Source organism: Bacillus sp. 5w2 (assembly GCF_054353775.1).
The window spans coordinates 52,985-72,090 of sequence record NZ_JBTIWT010000004.1 but is presented as its reverse complement, the minus strand read 5'-3'; the positions used below and the strand labels follow the sequence as shown (position 1 = coordinate 72,090).

General features: G+C 36.5%; 18 protein-coding genes. 4 read left to right on the top strand and 14 right to left on the bottom strand.

Annotated elements, in window-relative coordinates:
• The 6 genes from parE to ACXY7N_RS10160 form a co-directional block, all read right to left on the bottom strand.
• Entirely contained in the window at positions 1–1,965 is a 1,965-nt protein-coding gene (gene parE, locus ACXY7N_RS10185; protein ID WP_098486177.1) for a DNA topoisomerase IV subunit B, read from the bottom strand.
• A 373-nt stretch (positions 1,966–2,338) separates the two neighbouring features.
• Positions 2,339–2,752: a CoA-binding protein gene (locus tag ACXY7N_RS10180; protein ID WP_016135135.1), complete on the bottom strand. Its 414-nt coding sequence runs from the start codon at positions 2,750–2,752 to the stop codon at positions 2,339–2,341.
• A gap of 79 nt (positions 2,753–2,831) precedes the next feature.
• Entirely contained in the window at positions 2,832–4,073 is a 1,242-nt protein-coding gene (locus ACXY7N_RS10175; RefSeq protein WP_016135136.1) for a S1C family serine protease, read from the bottom strand.
• 203 nt (positions 4,074–4,276) lie between these two features.
• Entirely contained in the window at positions 4,277–4,954 is a 678-nt protein-coding gene (locus tag ACXY7N_RS10170; RefSeq protein WP_001044675.1) for a response regulator transcription factor, read from the bottom strand.
• Between the two features lie 18 nt (positions 4,955–4,972).
• Entirely contained in the window at positions 4,973–5,425 is a 453-nt protein-coding gene (gene nrdG / locus ACXY7N_RS10165; RefSeq protein WP_016086826.1) for an anaerobic ribonucleoside-triphosphate reductase activating protein, read from the bottom strand.
• The gene (locus ACXY7N_RS10160) at positions 5,422–7,278 is read right to left on the bottom strand and encodes an anaerobic ribonucleoside triphosphate reductase (protein WP_098560328.1); all 1,857 of its coding nucleotides are present in this window, start codon (positions 7,276–7,278) and stop codon (positions 5,422–5,424) included. The genes nrdG and ACXY7N_RS10160 overlap by 4 nt, the downstream gene beginning before the upstream one ends.
• Positions 7,279–7,503: 225 nt before the next feature.
• Here ACXY7N_RS10160 and plsY point away from each other — a divergent pair, with 225 nt between their 5' ends.
• Entirely contained in the window at positions 7,504–8,100 is a 597-nt protein-coding gene (plsY, locus tag ACXY7N_RS10155) for a glycerol-3-phosphate 1-O-acyltransferase PlsY (protein ID WP_016086824.1), read from the top strand.
• A gap of 108 nt (positions 8,101–8,208) precedes the next feature.
• Positions 8,209–8,499: a HesB/YadR/YfhF family protein gene (locus ACXY7N_RS10150; RefSeq protein ID WP_001054451.1), complete on the top strand. Its 291-nt coding sequence runs from the start codon at positions 8,209–8,211 to the stop codon at positions 8,497–8,499.
• A gap of 28 nt (positions 8,500–8,527) precedes the next feature.
• Here the strand turns inward: ACXY7N_RS10150 and ACXY7N_RS10145 are convergent, their stop codons facing one another.
• Positions 8,528–8,947 carry an acyl-CoA thioesterase gene (locus ACXY7N_RS10145; RefSeq protein WP_016086823.1) on the bottom strand — a complete coding sequence of 140 codons (420 nt, stop codon included), beginning with the start codon at positions 8,945–8,947 and terminating at the stop codon, positions 8,528–8,530.
• Positions 8,948–9,111: 164 nt separating this feature from the next.
• Positions 9,112–10,230, bottom strand: coding sequence for an RNA-guided endonuclease InsQ/TnpB family protein (locus ACXY7N_RS10140; RefSeq protein ID WP_033660107.1), 1,119 nt, complete (start codon positions 10,228–10,230; stop codon positions 9,112–9,114).
• Between the two features lie 317 nt (positions 10,231–10,547).
• On the opposite strand from ACXY7N_RS10140, the gene ACXY7N_RS10135 reads away from it, so the two are divergent.
• Positions 10,548–11,840 (top strand): glycoside hydrolase family 18 protein, encoded by a 1,293-nt coding sequence (locus ACXY7N_RS10135; protein WP_000614842.1) that lies wholly within the window; start codon positions 10,548–10,550, stop codon positions 11,838–11,840.
• A gap of 95 nt (positions 11,841–11,935) precedes the next feature.
• Here the strand turns inward: ACXY7N_RS10135 and sspN are convergent, their stop codons facing one another.
• The 4 genes from sspN to ACXY7N_RS10115 all read right to left on the bottom strand — a co-directional run bounded on the left by sspN (position 11,936) and on the right by ACXY7N_RS10115 (position 14,036).
• Positions 11,936–12,070 (bottom strand): acid-soluble spore protein SspN, encoded by a 135-nt coding sequence (gene sspN / locus ACXY7N_RS10130; protein WP_000527988.1) that lies wholly within the window; start codon positions 12,068–12,070, stop codon positions 11,936–11,938.
• A 43-nt stretch (positions 12,071–12,113) separates the two neighbouring features.
• Positions 12,114–12,257, bottom strand: coding sequence for an FbpB family small basic protein (locus ACXY7N_RS10125; protein ID WP_001254697.1), 144 nt, complete (start codon positions 12,255–12,257; stop codon positions 12,114–12,116).
• A 138-nt stretch (positions 12,258–12,395) separates the two neighbouring features.
• Positions 12,396–13,343, bottom strand: coding sequence for a 3'-5' exonuclease (locus ACXY7N_RS10120; RefSeq protein ID WP_488592383.1), 948 nt, complete (start codon positions 13,341–13,343; stop codon positions 12,396–12,398).
• A gap of 117 nt (positions 13,344–13,460) precedes the next feature.
• Complete coding sequence (locus tag ACXY7N_RS10115) at positions 13,461–14,036, bottom strand: peroxiredoxin family protein (RefSeq protein ID WP_488592382.1); 576 nt, start codon at positions 14,034–14,036, stop codon at positions 13,461–13,463.
• A gap of 249 nt (positions 14,037–14,285) precedes the next feature.
• Here ACXY7N_RS10115 and ACXY7N_RS10110 point away from each other — a divergent pair, with 249 nt between their 5' ends.
• Positions 14,286–14,543 (top strand): hypothetical protein, encoded by a 258-nt coding sequence (locus ACXY7N_RS10110; protein WP_016086819.1) that lies wholly within the window; start codon positions 14,286–14,288, stop codon positions 14,541–14,543.
• A gap of 23 nt (positions 14,544–14,566) precedes the next feature.
• Here the strand turns inward: ACXY7N_RS10110 and ACXY7N_RS10105 are convergent, their stop codons facing one another.
• Together ACXY7N_RS10105 and acnA are read right to left on the bottom strand one after the other, a co-directional pair.
• A complete protein-coding gene (locus ACXY7N_RS10105) occupies positions 14,567–16,282 on the bottom strand; it encodes an ABC transporter ATP-binding protein (protein WP_098405147.1) in 1,716 nt (571 codons plus the stop codon).
• 51 nt (positions 16,283–16,333) lie between these two features.
• Positions 16,334–19,057, bottom strand: a complete 2,724-nt coding sequence (gene acnA, locus ACXY7N_RS10100) for an aconitate hydratase AcnA (RefSeq protein ID WP_016086817.1) — start codon at positions 19,055–19,057, stop codon at positions 16,334–16,336.
• Positions 19,058–19,106: the final 49 nt, after the last annotated feature.

The window sequence follows — 19,106 nt, the reverse complement described above, 5'->3', positions numbered from 1 at the left end:
TTATTCCACCTCCGTCTCCATAATCATTTCATTTTCTAAAATATTTCCTTCTTCTTGCATGCCAAATTGTACATTTCGTTCAATCCATTTACGACGAGGTTCTACCTTATCACCCATCAATGTCGTAACTCGGCGCTCAGCTCTTGATGCATCGTCAATTTTCACACGAATTAACGTACGTGTTTCAGGGTTCATCGTTGTTTCCCATAATTGATCGGCATTCATTTCGCCAAGTCCTTTATAACGCTGCAACATATAGCCTTTACCGACTTTTTTCGTTACACCATCTAATTCTTCATCAGACCATGCATACTCAATCACTTCACTCTTACCTTTTCCTTTACTTACTTTGTATAAAGGTGGGAGTGCAATAAATACTTTGCCAGCTTCGATAAGTGGTTTCATATACCTGTAGAAGAACGTTAGTAACAATACTTGAATATGCGCACCATCTGTATCGGCATCGGTCATAATTACAACTTTATCGTAGTTAATATCTTCAACAGCGAATTCATTCCCTACACCACCGCCAATAGCGTAAATGATTGTATTAATCTCTTCATTTTTAAAGATATCAGCTAGTTTTGCTTTTTCTGTATTGATTACTTTACCACGTAACGGTAATACCGCTTGGAAACGTCGGTCTCGACCTTGTTTCGCAGAACCACCGGCAGAGTCACCCTCTACTAGATACAGTTCATTTTTCTGTGGGTTACGTGATTGTGCAGGTGTTAACTTACCACTTAATGTACCTTCTGATTTCTTTTTCTTTTTACCAGTACGTGCTTCTTCTCTCGCTTTACGAGCAGCCTCACGTGCCTGCGCTGCTTTAACTGCTTTTCTCACAAGAAGTGTAGCAACATCTGGATTTTCTTCTAAAAAGTAAGCTAAATGCTCAGATACAATTGCATCAATTGAAGAACGAGCTTCACTTGTACCTAGTTTCCCTTTCGTTTGGCCTTCAAACTGAAGTACTTCTTCTGGTACACGTACAGAAACGATAGCCGCTACCCCTTCACGAATATCTGTACCTTCTAAGTTTTTATCTTTTTCTTTTAATAACGATACTTTACGAGCATACTCATTGAACACACGCGTCATTGCTGTTTTAAATCCAGCTTCGTGTGTTCCTCCATCTTTTGTACGTACGTTATTTACAAACGAAAGAATGTTTTCTGAATAGCCATCGTTAAACTGGAATGCTAACTCTGCTTCAATTCCGTTTTGTTCACCAGTGAAGTATACAACTGGATGAATCGAATCTTTTTCTTCGTTTAAGTATGAAACGAAAGCTTCAATTCCTGTTTCATAATGAAAGACATCCTCTAAATCATTACGTTCATCTTTTATTGAGATTTTCATTCCTTTTAATAAGAATGCAGATTCACGTAATCTCTCACATAATGTTTCATAATTGTAATTTGTTGTACTGAAGATAGTTGTATCTGGTTTAAAATGCATTGTTGTACCAGACTCTTTTGTCTTCCCGATTTTCTCTAACGTCGTTGCAGGAATACCACCATTTTCAAAGCGTTGTTCATAAATATTTCCGTCACGCTTAATCGTTACGACTAACCATTCTGATAAGGCGTTTACAACTGATGCCCCAACACCGTGCAAACCACCACTCGTTTTGTAACCACCTTGCCCAAACTTACCACCGGCATGAAGTACAGTTAAAATAACTTCAGGTGTAGGTTTTCCAAGTTTATGCATTCCCGTAGGCATTCCTCGCCCTTTATCTATAACGCTAATACTATTATCTTTATGTATTACGACAGAAATTTCGTCGCCAAATCCCGCTAACGCTTCGTCAACGGAGTTATCTACTATTTCATATACTAAATGATGCAATCCACGGCTGTCCGTGCTCCCGATATACATACCCGGGCGTTTTCGAACGGCTTCAAGTCCTTCTAACACTTGAATTGCATCTTCATTATATTGGAACTGATGCTTTGCCAAACTCCTTGCCCCTTTCCTAATCAAATCAGAACATATGTTTCTATTATAGAATAACGCCTCGACTATAGTTTTGGCAAGTTATCTTATCTCTTTTATATACCATTTTCAATAGAAAAATCCTTGTTTTTTCACAAGGATTCCTCTAGGCTACTATTTCAGAAAAATAATCGTTTGTCAACGAGAAATGGATATGTATGCCAAGATTACATATTCCAAAACTTTATTATGATCCAAATGATCAATATCCAAAATGGGATAACAAGTAACAATCCCCAAAAACAGCCTTTAAAAAATCTCATGATGAACACCTCGTTCATCGGCCCTACTCTCTTATACTAAGGGCTGAATCAATCTTTCTACCTTTAAATCTATACTATTTTGTCATCGCATGTTCTACTTTAATACAACGATCCATTATTACAGTATAGCCTTTTTCTTTCAAAAGTTTATATGTATCTTCATCTTGTACTCCTAATTGTGCCCAAAAAACATCTGCATCAATCTCAACAAACTCTTTTGCAACATCCATTAAAAATTCTGAACGGCGGAATACATTTACAATGTCAACATGTTCCTTAATATCCTTTAGTGAAGAAAACGCTTTTTCTCCAAGCACCTCATCTACTGTTGGGTTTACTGGAATAATGCGGTACCCAGCATCTTGCATTGCTTTTGAAACCATATACGATGTACGTTCTGGTTTATCCGATAATCCAACAACTGCAATCGTTTTGCTTTTCTTTAATACTTCACCAATTTCCGTACGAGTTGGGTTTTCAATTGTCATAATTTATCCCTCCTATTCCTTTAGTATAGCCGATAAAGAAAGTCTCTTTCAACATGAAAGAGACTTTCTTTTATTCCGATTATTGATTCTTTGTAGCTGAGTTATCTGCTAAAGTAGCTGTTTTCGTCATTTTTTGACCATTACGATAGAATGTAACTTCTACTTTCTCACCTACTTTTTTCTTTTCATATAAATATTTACGGAATTGAAGTGAATTTTCTACTTTTTGATCATCTAATGATACTACAATATCATATTGCTCTAAACCAGCTTTTTCTGCAGGTGATATTGGGTAAATTTTACCTAATACAACGCCGTTTGTTACTTCTTTCGGTACTTTCAATTGATTTACTGCATAAGCTTGCACATCTTCTAATGAAACGACACCTACTCCAAGAGCTGGACGTTTCACCACTCCGTCTTTTTCAAGTGATTCAATAACTGGCTTTGCAATATTAATTGGAATAGCAAATCCAATTCCTTCAACTTCTTGTTGTGCAATTTTACTTGAGTTAATCCCAATTATTTCACCGTTTTGATTAAATAACGCACCACCACTATTACCAGGGTTAATCGCTGCATCTGTTTGAATAACTTGAGCATTCCAATCTGCACGCTTATCGCCATCAATATCTACTGGAATTTCACGTTCTTTGCTACTAATAATACCTTCCGTTACACTTCCATCAAACCCTAGTGGGTTACCGATTGCAATTGCTTTTTCACCCGCACGAAGTTTACTTGAGTCACCTAAAGTGGCAACTTTATTTACATTAGCCCCATCAATTTCAACAACAGCTAAATCTAACCAAGGATCTTTCCCTACTAGTTTTGCATCTACCTTTTTACCATCACTTAGTTTTACAGCGAGTTTATTTGCGCCATCTACTACATGGTTGTTTGTTACAATATATGCTTTATTTCCCGCTTTTTTATAAATAACACCTGATCCTGATCCAGCTTGTTGTTCTTGGCCTGTCGGTTGCATTGCAAACGGGTCTATACTTTGTTGCATATTAATAACACCTACAACAACATCTTTCGCGCCTTCAATCATACCAGGTAAATCAGTTTCATTTTTTGCTTTATTGACCACAGGAACTACAGTACCTTCAACTTTTGAATCCGAACTGAATGATGATACAGCCGCTCCATTATTTTGAGCCCATGGCATATATGGTGCCGCAAAACTAATTGTGACAGCCCCGACTACTGCTCCAACTAAACCTGTGAAAAAATATCCTTTTTTACTACCAGATTTTTTCATTTCTCTCGTTTCGCTATGCTCTTCATTTAAATTCGGTCCGTCGTAATATCCCATGTTTTATTTCCCCTCTCTGGTGAATTCGTACTTTCAGTATAGTCACAGCCTGTGTCCTTCTTGTGAACTCATCGTGAAATCCAATTAAAAAAATACTCTTATCTATCATTGTAGACAAGAAAAGTATTTTTTGTACATTCCACCTACAAAAGAGAGTATAAATTCGCTATATCCCAAAGCCAAAGTGCATAGTAATTTAAAGGTTATTCTTCAAATTTGTAACCCACTCGAATAACAGTACCGATATGCTTCGCTTTATCTCCTAGCTTATTTCGCAGTTTTTTAATATGAGTATCAACCGTTCGGTCATCACCGTAGTAATCATATCCCCATAACTGATCTAATAAATGTTGACGTGACAACACAATTCCTTTGTTCTCCATTAAATAAACAAGAAGTTCAAATTCCTTATGTGTCAATATAATTTCTTCTCCATCGACTAAAACAGTTCTAGACAAACGATTTACTTCTATTCCCGCTAAAGACATAGCATTTTCTTCCGCTACTCCTACCACACCATCCGCACGTTTCAATAACGTCTTCGCGCGAGCTACTAACACTTTCGGACTGAAAGGCTTTGTTACATATTCATCTGCACCTAATTCGAACCCTAGTAATGTATCATCCTCATCCGAACGGGCTGTTAGCATAATAATTGGTACTGCTGATTCTTTTCTAATTCGTCTACAAACAGACCATCCATCTATTTCTGGTAACATAATATCTAACATAATTAAATCAATTTCATGCTCTGCAAATAATTCTAACGCTATTTTTCCGTCTTCTGCTTCGATTACTTCAAAGCCTTCATTACGAAAATAATCACTAACGATTTCACGTAGTCTTCTTTCATCTTCAACAAGTAATACTGTTTTATTCATATCATCTATCCCGCCTTTTTACTCTTTCAATCGAATAATACGTTGATTGGAGCTTCCGCGAAATGGAAGTGTTAAATCTTTTTTCTCGATTTCAAATCTTCCATCGACTAAAACATCCCCATAATGTAACAACTCTATCATATCATTATTTTGAGAACTCTGTATCTCTTCTAACGTATAACCTGTATACATCCATAGATTTTTTTTCAAGTCTTTCACAGCTTTTGCTACTTTTTTCACTTCAGCAGCTTGGAAAAATGGATCTCCACCTGAAAATGTTACATCAGTTAATGGATTACTTGCAATCTCGTTCACAATTTCTTCTACTGTCATTTCAGTTCCATTACAAATATTCCACGATTCCGGATTATGGCAACCGAAACAACGATGCGGACAGCCCGCAAAAAACACGACTGTCCGCAACCCTTCCCCATCGACTACACTATCATGAATGATGTTCATCACTTTCATTTATGCTTCACCCGATCCATCTCTTCACTACGTTTCGCACTATTCCACTTCGACATATCGCCTACAAGATAACCTGTTATACGGCGGATTCTTTCTATATTAGCCTCGTCTCCATTTCCGCAGCTTGGGCATTCATTACCTATAACTCCGTGATAACTGCAGCACTTACAACGGTCAACCGGATGATTAATTGAACCGTATCCAACGCCATTCTCTGCCATCGCTTGTACAATTTGCTTTAATGCCTTTTTGTTATGCATAGCTGCTCCGTCTAGCTCAATATACGTAATATGGCCTCCGTTACATAGAGCGTGAAAAGGCCCTTCTAAACGAATTTTTTTTATCGCTTGAATGTTATAGTAAACTGGAATATGGAATGAATTCGTATAATAATTATGGTTCGTTATACCGCTAATCACACCAAATTCTTCCCTATCTTTTTTCACAAACTTCCCTGATAACCCTTCTGCAGGAGTTGCAATTACTGAGAAATTCAGTTCATATTCTTCTGTCGCTTTATCCATTCTCTCTCTCATAAAGGAAATAATTTCATACCCAAGTTTCCATGCTTCTTCATCTTCTCCATGATGCTTTCCTGTTAAAGCTACTAAACACTCCGCAAGACCGATAAAACCAAGACTTAACGTCCCTTGTTTTAAAATGGATGCTACAGAATCTTCAGGCTGTAACTTTTCCCCACCACGCCATACACCTTGTGAATAAAGAAATCGAAAATCTCTCGCTCGCTTCGTACATTGATACTCAAATCTCTCTAATAATTGCTTAATTCCTAAATCTAAGTAATAATTTAATGCTTCAAAAAATGCTTCTTTTGAACCACTAATTAATGCTAATTTCACTAAGTTGATAGACGTAAATGATAAATTGCCTCTTCCAATCGCTGTTTCTTCTCCATGTATGTTAGACATAACACGGGTACGGCATCCCATGTAACATACTTCACTTTCCGGTCGTCCATCATAATGCACTGCATTAAATGGCGCATCTAAAAATGAAAAATTAGGGAATAATCGTTCAGCCGTTGTCTCTAACGCTAATTCAAATAAATCATAGTTCGGATCAGATTCTTCAAAGTTCACACCTTTTTTCATTTTAAAAATTTGAATAGGAAAAATTGGTGTTTCCCCTTTACCAAGACCAGCTTGTGTCGCTTTTAAAAGCTGTCTAACTAGTAATCGTCCCTCTTTTGATGTGTCTGTTCCATAATTAATAGAAATAAACGGTACTTGTCCCCCGCCCCTACTGTGCATACTATTTGAATTATGAACGAAAGCCTCACACGCCTGATACGCATCATTTTCCGTTTCTTTCCATGCAAATTCTTCTATTTGTTCTTTCGTAAGCGGATATGACTGTAATCGTTTCTTATGTCTCTCTACTGTTTTTCTCACATACGGAGCTAAATCAATATCAAATAGTGCAAACGATTGACCACCGTGCTGCATATTTTGATTCGCTTGAAAAATAATAGACGAAAGAGCCAACGCACTTTTAATGTCTTGCGGTTGTCTCATATGTCCATGTCCAGTATGAAAACCATTAGTAAGCATTTGCGCTAATGGAATTTGTGAACAAGTCGTCGTTCCTGTCGCATAAAAATCTAAGTCATGTGGATATAATATATTTTGATTTATCGCTTTTTTCACTTGATCTGACAATAAATTTTCAACTGCATAATATTTCGCACTCTCTGATGCGAACGTTCCCATTACTCCCATTGGAGAGCGGCCATCTACATTTGCATTTTCTTGCATTAAATCTTGTTCATTGCCGTGGACAATTGTCTCGAAAACTTTCATTAATTCTTCTCCACGTGTATTTTGTTGTAACATTTATAACCCTCCACCAATATGTTGTTGTCTTGTGATTAAAATGTTACTACATATAGTCTTGTTGTTTCTGTGAGAAATGTAACATTCCTGTGAAATTTTTTTCACGAAATAATGAATTTTTCATTTACAAAAAAGAAATGTGCTCTTTACAAATGTATGGTACAATATACGGGAAAAACTCTTTTTACCCTTTATCAACACATTTGAATAAAGGAGACTGAACTTATGGTTACTACATATCTTTTATTTATCGTTTCCTACTTACTTGGCTCGATTCCATTTGCACTAGTCGTTGGAAAAATCGGTTATGGAATCGACATTCGTGAGCATGGCAGCGGTAATTTAGGCGGAACAAATACATTCCGCACACTAGGGAAAAAAGCAGGTTTTATCGTTACAATTGCTGACATTTTAAAAGGTACATTAGCAACAAGTCTACCGATTATTTTCGGGTTAGACGTTCACCCACTATGGTTCGGGTTAGCAGCTGTTCTTGGACATGTGTATCCGATTTTCGCGAAATTCCGTGGTGGTAAAGCAGTTGCAACTTCTGCTGGCGTGCTATTATGCTACTCACCAGTTGTTTTTGCAATATTAGCTGTTGTCTTTTTCAGCCTTTTATTTACAACAAGATACGTATCACTTTCTTCTATGGTAACAGCTGTCGTTGCCGTTATCGCATCAATTGTTAGCGGGGATAAAATCTTCATTATTGCGATGTGTTTATTAGCAGGTATGGTTATTTATAAACACCGTGCAAATATTGGACGAATTATAAATAAAACTGAACCGAAAGCAAACTTTTCAAAAAAGCAAAAATAAGATCGTAACCCACATAACGCAAAAAGAAAACGTGAAGCATATTAATAGCGTCTTTTTGCGTTATTTTTTATACTAAAGAAAAAGCAACATAATTTGGAGGAACTATACATGAATCTTTCCGTAACAAAAGAAGCAGCACAATGGTATAAAAACGAATTAAACTTACAATCGGGTGAAACACTACGCCTTTTTGTACAATACGGCGGTTGCAGTACTGTACAAAAAGGACTTTCTTTAGGTATTCGTAAAGATGATCCTGCACATCCTGCTGTTCAGACTCAAGAAGAAGGTATTAACTTCTTTATTGAAGGCGATGATGAGTGGTTCTTCGATGGACATAATTTATCTGTTACACTTAACGACGGTGATGATTTCCCTCAATTTAATTATGAAAAATAAAAAAAGCGTGGCTTCTGCCACACTTTTTTTATTTTTTCTTAATTTCCTCATATTTCGCATACCACTCAGGATATAACTTTTTAAATGATACAGGGCGGAAACCTTCTTTTTTCGCACAAATATTCGTCGTACTTGCAGTAATACAAAGTTCTCCATCACCATTATAAATTTCATATCCATACACAACGCGAAGTGGGCTCACTGTATCAACCCATGTTTTTACGATCGCTTTTTCTCCGTAACGCATCGCTTTACGATATGAAATTTGCAAGTCTAACACAGGAGAAATAATTCCCTCTCTCTCCATTTCAACATATGAAAATCCTAAATCTTGTATAAGTTTCGTGCGACCTAGTTCAAGCCACACCAAATAATTTGAATGGTAAACAACACCCATTTGATCTGTTTCCGCATAACGGATTTCAACTTCATGTTCTGCTACAAACATATGTATTCGCCGTTGCCATAAACTTATAAAAATCTATAAATTTTGTTTATTTCCCTGTTCTACGTGTCCGATTTCACAGAAGCTACTTTCGTTTGATGTAACACTCCGAGAGCGTAAATTCGGATACAACGAATCCTACATATTAGCCGTAACTTTTTTAGATGTTAACTGGCTAATTCATACCGTGACAAATTGATAGCCGCATTTAAATCCCTATCCATTTCGTGACCACAAGTGCATTTGTATACACGGTCAGAAAGTTTTAGTTCTTTGTTGATGCTTCCACAACTGGAACACATTTTTGAAGAAGGATACCATGTATCAGCTTCTACAAATTCAATACCATATTTTTCACACTTGTATTGAATTTGTCTTTTGAACTCATATAAACACTGCTTCGCAATCGCTTTAGCTAGGTGTCTATTCTTCAGCAGACCGTTCATATGCAACGTCTCCATCACAATGCGAAATGGCTTGGTTTTCACAATTTCGCTCGTGGATTGATGAAGATGATTCTTTCTGATATTTGATAACCTTCTATGTAGTTGTCGTATCTCTTTCTCGATTTTTATAATGTTGCTTGTTTTGACAAAACGGTTTCCCTCCTTATTCATTTCATATTTACGAGAAACTTGACGTTGCAACCTACGAAGGCGTTTCTCTGCCTGTCTTACCATTTTTGTTTTGTTGATATTGTTCTTCCTCTGCCCATCAGAACAATATGCTAATTCTTTGATTCCAATATCTATTCCTAACGAAACAGCCGTTAACTTCTCTTTTGTAAACTCCTGTTCAATACCGACAGACAAATACCAATACTTACCGTCAAAGCTAATGCGTGGATTAGAGTACTTAACCCCTACAGGTAACTTTTCGGATGTTTTTACCCAACCAACTTTCTCAATCAAAACTTGTTTTTCTTTTACTTTTAACTTGACATTATCATTGTAAAAAGAGAGGTTTGCTTTCCTTCTGCTTTTGAATCGTGGTTTATCAGCCAGTCCCTTGAAAAATCGCTTATATGCTTCACAAGCATCTTTAATCGCTTGTTTGGCTATATTATTTGAAACATCGTACAACCAAGCATATTCTTCAGTCTGCTTTAATACAGTTAATTCTTTCCGTAAAAAACCGTCTGATATGAACTTTCCGCCATTCTTGTAATTCTCTTCTTGCTTCGCCAGTGTCCAATTATAAGCCCATCTTGCCGTACCAACAGATTTCCAAAGTTGCAATTCTTGTTCTTTATTCGGCTTGATTCTCACTTTCTTCGCAAGCATCATTTTCCAGCAACCCCTTAACCATCTTCTTAGCTTATTTCCCCTTGAAGATGGCAATTAATTTGTTCTATCCTACCTGCCTTTTTTGCAAAATCACCAATTGAATATACTTTCATATTTTTCATCCCATGAAACTACTTTACCCCGGCGACAATTTTTCATCTACAAATATTTTATCACTAATTATATATTTTTGTAGATATACACTAACTGTTTCTTCCCTTCTTTCAATTCTGCTACCTTGCATACATTTAATCATAATACAGTGACATCAAAAATAAAATAAAAACAGTGAATCTTTTACCGAAAGGGGCAAGCATATGATTCAAATTGTAACTGTGCGTAGCGGTGATAGCGTATATAGCTTGGCATCAAAATATGGATCGACACCTGACGAAATAGTAAAAGACAATGGACTAAATCCAGCCGAAACACTCGTTGTTGGTCAGGCACTTATCGTTAATACGAAAGGGAATAATTATTATGTACAGCCCGGCGATAGCCTGTATCGAATTTCTCAAACATATAACGTTCCTCTCGCTAGTTTAGCTAAAGTTAATAACCTTTCATTAAAATCCATTCTCCATGTCGGACAGCAATTATATATACCGAAAGGGACAAAAAGAGCAGTAGAATCCATCGCTTATTTACAACCTTCAACAATACCAATAAAAGAAAGTTTAGTTAATGCTACGCGTGCTATTAATCCATTTTTAACATACTTAGCATACTTCAGCTTCGAGGCAAAAAGAGATGGCACATTAAAAGAACCGACTGAAACAGCTAAAATTGCTAATATTGCAACGCAAGGTAATACCATCCCTATGCTAGTTATTACAAATATTGAAAATGGAAATTTCAGTGCCGATTTGACATCAGTCATTTTACGCGATGCAACGATTCAAAACAAATTTATTACTAACATTTTGCAAACAGCTGAAAAATATGGCATGCGAGACATTCATTTTGATTTCGAGAGTGTGGCACCTGAAGATCGTGAAGCGTATAATCGTTTTTTACGAACTGTAAAAACACGCTTACCTAGCGGGTACACATTGAGTACAACGCTTGTACCGAAAACAAGTTCAAATCAAAAGGGAAAATTTTTCGAAGCTCACGATTATAAAGCACAAGGACAAATTGTTGATTTCGTCGTCATTATGACATACGACTGGGGTTGGCAAGGTGGTCCACCGATGGCGATTTCTCCTATCGGTCCTGTAAAAGAAGTACTTCAATACGCAAAATCTCAAATGCCTCCACAAAAAATTATGATGGGGCAAAATTTATACGGATTCGATTGGAAACTTCCGTTCAAACAAGGTAACCCACCTGCAAAAGCAATTAGCTCTGTCGCAGCTGTTGCACTAGCCCGTAAATACAATGTTCCTATCCGCTATGATTTCACAGCCCAAGCTCCTCATTTTAATTACTTTGACGAAAACGGTGTACAACACGAAGTTTGGTTTGAAGATTCACGGTCTGTTCAAAGTAAATTCAATTTAATGAAAGAACAAGGTATAGGCGGTATTAGTTATTGGAAAATTGGTTTACCATTCCCACAAAATTGGCGTTTACTCGTTGAAAACTTTACGATTACGAAAAAGGGCTGACATAAGTCAGCCCTTTTTGTATCACTGTTAAAAATCTACTTTTCATTTTCACTTCCATTACTTCACAAAAAAGAAGAATGATAACATTCTTCTTTTTAGCCGTTATCAACAATCGGTTGCTTACCAGTTTGATCTTGCATTTGTTTTCCTTTATTACCACCAGCTTTTTTCGATTGCGTTCCAATTTGGTTCGGTGCAAAGTCTTTTGAATTCTTTTTCGGATTACCCATTGCTATCGCCTCCTTAACACTAGTATCGTACTAGTGTTAAGAATTATTCAGCTTGCTTAAAAAGTTTCATTTCATAACGCTTTTCAATACGCTCTTCAATACGATCGATTGCATCACGATCGCTTAATAATTGTTGTTTATTTTCTTTCACAAGTTCGTCAAATGATTTACGGCGACTTCTTCTCATGCTGTTCACCCTCTCTCCTTCGCTTTCTTATTACATAGTATGAGCAAACGAAAAACTCTTTAATCAGATTTGCAAGAAAATTTTATGTTTTAGTACTCATAAAAAACTCCGTGTACACTAAATCGTACACGGAGTTTTTTATACCATAATATCCAAATATTCTTTTATCTTTTCATCTGCATTCATTTCACTTTGTTTATAATCACGTAGCGCTTGCAGTACGAAATCATACTGTTCTAAAATATAACTTTCTAATTTCAAGACATCCTCTAAGCTATTCAACATAATTCTCGTATTACCAACTTCACTTTTTAACGCCGGTTCACATTTTAAACTCGTACATAGTTCTTTCACATCATCTTCTAATATCTCTGTTAATACGTATTTCTTTCGCCCTTTTACTTTTACTCTCATAACTGGATAAAAAGCTTTTATATCTAAATAGCTTCCTACATTCATGCAACGAACCCATTCGGTATCACGTTTATTTCGTACAAGTATCTTTTTTACAGCCTCATATACTGCTGTTTCATCAAGTGCTTCCGTATTCGATTTCCTTTTTGCTTCTTCTTCAATAGATGCACATTTTTGATAAACAGCTGCACACGTAATACAATCATCAAATGCATTATGAGAACTTAAACGAATTCCAAGCATTCTCTTTAACGTTTCAAGTTTATGATTAGGCGCGTGCTTCATATATTTCTTTGCTAAAAACACAGTATCAATCACTTTGTTTTTAGGTTCCGGTAACCCAAGCATATTCACATTACTTTTCAAAAAACGCATATCAAAAGATGCATTATGAGCGACAATTACATTTGTATGTAAAAATGCTAAAAATAAAGGTAACACTTCTTCAATTGTCGGTGCATCTGAAACACGATAATTTGTAATACCTGTTAAGCTCGTTATTCGGTCCGGAATTGAACGCTCTGGATTCACATAGGAAACAAATTGATCTACTAGTTCATGATTACGATATTTCACTGCTGCCATTTGAATGATTTTGTCATTATAAGGGTTAAATCCTGTTGTTTCAAAGTCAATTACAACATAATCTAACGGTAAGGATATATTCCCCACTCCAAATACACTCCTTTATCTCTCAACGTTTATATTTCTTTTATCATATCATGAAGCTTTCACTACGTGAAAAAGAAAAGGCAGAAATGATTATATTCCATCTCTACCTTTTCACTGTTATTTTAATTTAGCAATCCGTTTTCCCATCTCTTTTTGCGTCATCGGCCCAATAAACTTATCTTGAATGACACCTTTCGTATCTATAAAATACGAAGTTGGGATCGTAATGACTTTATACGCTGTTGTTACATCAATGTTCTTGTCCAATAAAATAGGAAAAGTAATTCCTTTTTCCTTAGCAAAATTGCTTACCTTTTCTACTCCCCCACCTTTTTCTGAAGGTGTATAATTTATTGCTAAAATTTCTACATTTTCTTTATGTTCTTTATAGAAAGCCTCCATATCAGGCATTTCTTGCTGGCAAGGTCCACACCACGTTGCCCAAAAGTTTAAAATCACTTTCTTTCCTTTTAAATCTGATAACTTTACATTCGTTCCATCTAACTTCGTTAATTCAAAGTCTGGCGCACTCTTCCCTATTTCAATACCATTACTTGCAATCATCTCTTTCATAGCGGCTTCACTTTTTTCTTGCTTCCCTTGTACCGCCTGATCGTTTTTACCAAACTGTTCATAAGCTGCATATCCCGCTAAACAAAGTAACACTACAATAATCGTAAGCTTCCGCCACATTTTATATCACCCTAACGTATTTATCTTCTTATAACTTAATCACCAAAATACTATATACCTTATTTTAGCTTATACGGACAAGCTTGGAAATATTCACAGACGAAATAATTAGAATATTCTTATTTAAAGTGAAGTTTTTTCCTTTTTATCATATAATTAGAAAAACAGATGCAGTGTTTTATCTTCTTATGGACCTATTCACCTTTTTACTCTCGTAGTGATAAACCTACAACAAAAGGGGGATTGTTTATGAATTCATTCGAAAAAATCACATTATATATTCTTAGTTTTCTTTTATACCCAATCGGTATTATTACATGGATCATTTCACTCTTTAGTAAAGATCTTGAAAAAAAGAAAGTAGGGCGTAGTTGTCTCTACATCTCTCTAGTCTCATTCGTCCTTTTCGTAATCCTTGGAATTGCAACTTTCCTTATGACTGCTACTTTTAATGTTGATCTGAATCATTCAGAATCTATCGAGTATCAAATTAATGACGCTGAATAAAGATAAGAGCAATGCTCTTATCTTTATTCACATCTCTGTAAAAACGAATGACTATTTATTAATTTTTCAGGACTTCCACATGCAACCATACTTCCTTCTCTCATTATGACAACACGATCTGCTAGTATTGCTTTCTCTACATCATGCGTTGCCACAATTCTCGTTACATCTCTTCCTAACCCTTCTATCATATTCCAAACCGTTTCTTGATTGCTCGGATCTAATCCCGCAGTCGGTTCATCTAAAATAATAAGATTCGGATTTAAACCAATTGCTCGCAATAATGCAAGTCGTTTTCTTTCCCCTCCTGAAAACTCTTCACCGCTTTTATGTAATACAGTTTCAATCCTTTCAGGTAAATCTCTAATAATCGGTTTCACATTTACAAGTTCAATATTTTTTTCTAATTGATTTTCTAAATACTCTTCCCCGAAATACATATTCTCTTTTACTGTCGTCCGAAAGAAACGAGGTTCTTGCCACACTGTAGTCATACGAGCCTCATTACCATAATAAACAATGCTACCGTTAGATGGTTTATACAAACCTGTTATTAATTTTAAAAGCGTTGTTTTTCCTGCACCACTTTCTCCTACAATCATAACGAGTTCACCAGGATTAATTTGCAAATCAATTTTATTCATTCTGCATTTCTCTTCATCACTCTCCTGAAATGAAACATTTGTTATTGTCATCCCCATCGCTCTTTCTCGATTACTATTTGCAACTCGTTTATCTAAAAAAGAAAAAACTCTATTTGCCGAGGCGGTTGCAACTTGTGTCATCATTAATAAATCGCCCACGTAACGGACGGGAAAAAAGAGCATTTCAATTGTGGCTAACACGGCAACAAGTGCGCCAACTTCCATTTCCCCCTTCATAATTTTTTGCGCACCTAGAATGAGAACAACGATATATGCTCCTGTTTCAATCACTGTTCCAACTACTCCAATACAATGTTGCATCATCGTCTTCTTTACTTCTGTTTTATAAGATTGTGCTGTTACTCCCTTGAATAACCGAATGGTCCATTTTTCTTTTTGTAAACTCCGTAAATCTTGTGCTCCTTTTACAAACTGTGACACCATCTCTACAACACTTGATTGATTCTTTTGAGCAATGCTTGCAATATTCCTTACCTTTTTCCCCATCAAGATCGGAACTGTTGCACTTAAAAACAAAAACGGAGTTACCCACAATATAAACTTTATATCTATATGTTGTAGTGCTATGAACGCACCTATAAATTGTGCAATGGCGTGTATATATTCTATTAATATAGATCCATATAATCTGACCCAGTTTGGAATATCAGACACAACTAACGTCTCTAACTCTCCTTGTTTGATTTTCTCACTCTCTTCAAACGGTAAAGAGAAAAAATGACGCAATACATCTATACGCTTCTCTCGTAATATTCGCTGACTCGTTTTTGAACTTACATAATCAAATGAAAGATTGTTCACCCACATCAACAAGCGGCTAACTGCAAACAAAGTAATATAAAGATACGCTCCCTTTAACTCCCGTTGAATCAGGTTATCTACAATTAGCCCCATGAATAGTGGACGGGATAAGTTTAAAATAGCCGCAAAGAGTCCACTGCATACAGCTGCTATTACTAACATTTTTTCTTTCTGTAACGGTAACAATATTTTTTTATATTCTTTCATGACGTTTCCTCCACTTCTTATAGTAAAAAGAAAGGGATGAAACCAAATGGTTTCATCCCTTTCCATAAAATAAGGAAGCTAACAGTTGTTAGCTTCCTTATCGTTCATTTCAATTATTTAGTTCGACACTTTAGATTCTTCAATTTTCTCACGAAGAACCATTTGCAGAATACCACCGTGACGGTAGTAGTCAATTTCAACTTCACTATCGAAACGAGCTACTACTTCAAATTGTTTTTCGTTGCCATCTACATCAATTGCAACTACTTTTACAAGATCGCGTGGTCTAACTGTTTTGTCAATTTGAATTTCAAATGACTCGTTACCAACAAGACCTAATGTTTCAGCACTTTCGCCATCTTTAAATTGAAGTGGTAATACACCCATTAATACTAGGTTACTACGATGAATACGCTCGAAGCTTTCTGCGATTACTGCTTTAATACCTAATAAGTTTGTACCTTTCGCAGCCCAGTCACGAGAACTTCCCATACCGTAATCTTTACCAGCAACTACTAGAAGGCCTGTGCCATCTTCTTTATATTTCATAGCAGCATCATAGATTGACGTTACTTCACCAGTTGGCCAATATGTTGTGTATCCGCCTTCTGTTCCTGGTGCGATTTGGTTTTTAATACGGATGTTCGCGAATGTACCACGCATCATAACTTCGTGGTTACCACGACGAGAACCGTAAGAGTTAAAGTCAACTGGTTGTACGCCGTTTTCTAATAAGTAGCGTCCAGCTGGTGTATGCTTACCAATTGAACCTGCTGGTGAAATATGGTCTGTCGTTACAGAATCTCCAAATTTACCAACTATGCGTAAACCTGATAACGTTTCAACTTCACCTGGCTCTTTAGATAATCCTTCGAAGAACGGTGGATTTTGAATGTATGTTGAATCATTATCCCAAGTATATAGAGCTTCATTTGAAGTTTGGATTTCATTCCAGCGCTCATTGCTGTTAAATACTTGTGCATATTCTTTCTTGAACAGTTCAGATGTAACAACGTTTTGAACTACATCTTCAATTTCTTTAGCTGATGGCCAAATATCGTTGAAGTAAACAGCATTGCCATTTGCATCTTTACCGATTTCATCATTTTTCAGGTCAATATCAACAGTACCTGCAAGTGCATATGCCACAACAAGTGGTGGTGATGCCAAGTAGTTCGCTTTTACAAGCGGATGAATACGACCTTCAAAGTTACGGTTACCAGATAAAACAGATGTTACTAATAAATCATTTGCTGCGATTGCTTCTTCTAATTCCTCGGCTAACGGACCAGAGTTACCGATACAAGTCGTACAACCGTAACCAACTGTTTGGAAGCCTAATTGATCTAAATATGTTGTTAAACCTGATTTATCTAAGTATTCAGTAACAACTTTAGATCCTGGCGCTAATGATGTTTTTACGTACTCAGGTACTACAAGCCCTTTTTCAATTGCTTTCTTCGCAACTAGACCTGCCCCAATTAATACGTATGGGTTTGATGTATTTGTACAGCTTGTAATTGCTGCGATTGCAATTGCACCTGTTTTCATCGTTACTTCTTTATCTTCTAATGTAACCTTCACTTCTTTATCGAACTCTTGCTCATTAAATCCAAGTCCTTGTGTTCCAACTGGTGCTACAACAGCTTTGTGGAACGCATCTTTCATATCTGAAAGTGGAATTAAATCTTGTGGGCGTTTCGGTCCAGAAAGGTTAGATTCAATTGTATTTAAATCAATTTCAACAAGATCAGTGTAAATTGGATCTTTGCTGTCTGCTGTATAGAATAAACCGTTCGCTTTACAATATTCTTCAACAATGCGAATTTGCTCTTCATCTCTACCTGTTAAACGTAAGTATTCTAATGAAATATCGTCAATTGGGAAGAATCCACAAGTTGCGCCGTATTCTGGTGCCATGTTTGAAATTGTTGCACGGTCAGCTAAAGGCATGCTCTTTAGTCCATTACCGAAGAACTCAACGAATTTACCCACTACACCTTTTTGACGTAATACTTGTGTTACTTTTAATGCAACGTCAGTTGCTGTCGTACCACTTGGAAGTGTACCAGTTAATTTCACACCGATTACTTCAGGTACTGGGAAGTATGAAGGCTGTCCAAGCATTCCTGCTTCTGCTTCAATACCACCAACGCCCCATCCAAGAACGCCGATACCGTTAATCATTGTTGTATGTGAGTCTGTTCCAACTAATGAATCTGGGTATGCAACTAAGTCACCTTCAGCATTTTTCACAGCGTGAACAACCGGTGCTAAATATTCAAGGTTTACTTGGTGTACAATACCTGTAGCTGGTGGAACTGCACGATAGTTATCAAATGATTTTTGTGCCCAGCTTAAAAATTTATAACGTTCTTCATTACGTTTAAACTCTAAGTCCATGTTGAATGCAAGCGCGTCTGCCGTACCCGCTCTATCAACCTGTACAGAGTGGTCAATTACAAGGTCTACAGTAATTTCTGGATTAATTTTATCAGGATCTCCGCCCATGTCTGCCATTGCTTTACGAAGCGAAGCCAAATCTACAACAGCTGGAACACCAGTGAAATCTTGTAAAATTACACGAGATGGTTTAAATGGAACATCGATATCTTGCACATCTTTCGTTCCCCATTTCGCTAAATTTGTAACATGTTCTTCTGTAATTACACGTCCGTCTACTTGACGTAGTACTGATTCAAGTAAAACTTTCACGGAATATGGTAATTGAGATACGTTGCCAACCCCTGCGTTTTCAAGCGCTTTCAAATCATAATAATGATACGTTTTTCCATCTACTTCAAAAGTTGCACGTGATTGAAATGGATTATGTTTGACCATTATGTTTCCCCCCTGTTAAACGTGACTAAGTTGTCTGAATATAAAATGT